The 708-nt window shown below is 58.2% G+C and carries 1 pseudogene; it reads right to left on the bottom strand.

Going from position 1 to position 708, the window contains the following annotated elements:
* Positions 1–672: pseudogene (locus H7847_RS26630) on the bottom strand (transposase); the annotation flags it as partial.
* Between the last annotated feature and the right edge of the window lie 36 nt (positions 673–708).

Genomic DNA, 708 nt, shown 5'->3' with positions numbered 1-708 from the left:
CGCATCAATTGCTCAACGCAATGCAGACCACAGGAATAACCTTCTTCGAGAAGATCGTGCCAAACCCGCCGCGCCCCATAGGTTCGATCCGAGCGTAGAAAGCTTGCCCGGATCGCCGCAGATAACTCTTCGTCGCGGATCGACCGGTCGCTGCGCGGTCGTGTCAGCCAGGCATGGAAGCCACTTCGTGACACACCGAGCGCATCACACATCCAACTGACCGGCCAGACCCCTCGGTGCTTCGCCCATCTCGGCAGATTTGCCATGCAAATCGCCTGCCAGGCCATGCACAAACCCAAACATCACAGCTGGTCCTTGGCGCAGCAGGCGTGCGACCGTCGCCGGTGGGCTTGAACCAAGCGCGCCTCACCGGCAACGCTTCGGACCCATGGCGGAAAATGGTCTCACCCTTTTTTTAACATGTCACGCTCCGCCTTAAGCTTGGACACCTCACGTCGAAGAGACCTGAGCTCTTCCTTCCTGCTCTGGTGTTAGCTTGCCATTTCCAGGGAAAGCTGCGGGGCCATCAGCCTCGGCAGCACGCACCCACCGCCGAAGCACGGTGGCATGTATTCCAAGATCCCTCGAAGCTTGTGCCGCACTGACACCACGCTTCGTCACCAATTCCACCGCTTCCTGCTTGAACTCACTGCGGAACATGCTTCTCGTCATGTAAATGCTCCAGTTGCATAAACACCTTAGCTCGGT

The sequence above is a fragment of the Roseobacter weihaiensis genome, assembly GCF_020622345.1.
Lineage (GTDB): Bacteria > Pseudomonadota > Alphaproteobacteria > Rhodobacterales > Rhodobacteraceae > Roseobacter > Roseobacter weihaiensis.
The sequence above is the reverse complement of the archived record's forward strand: the minus strand, read 5'-3'. Positions and strand labels throughout refer to the sequence as shown.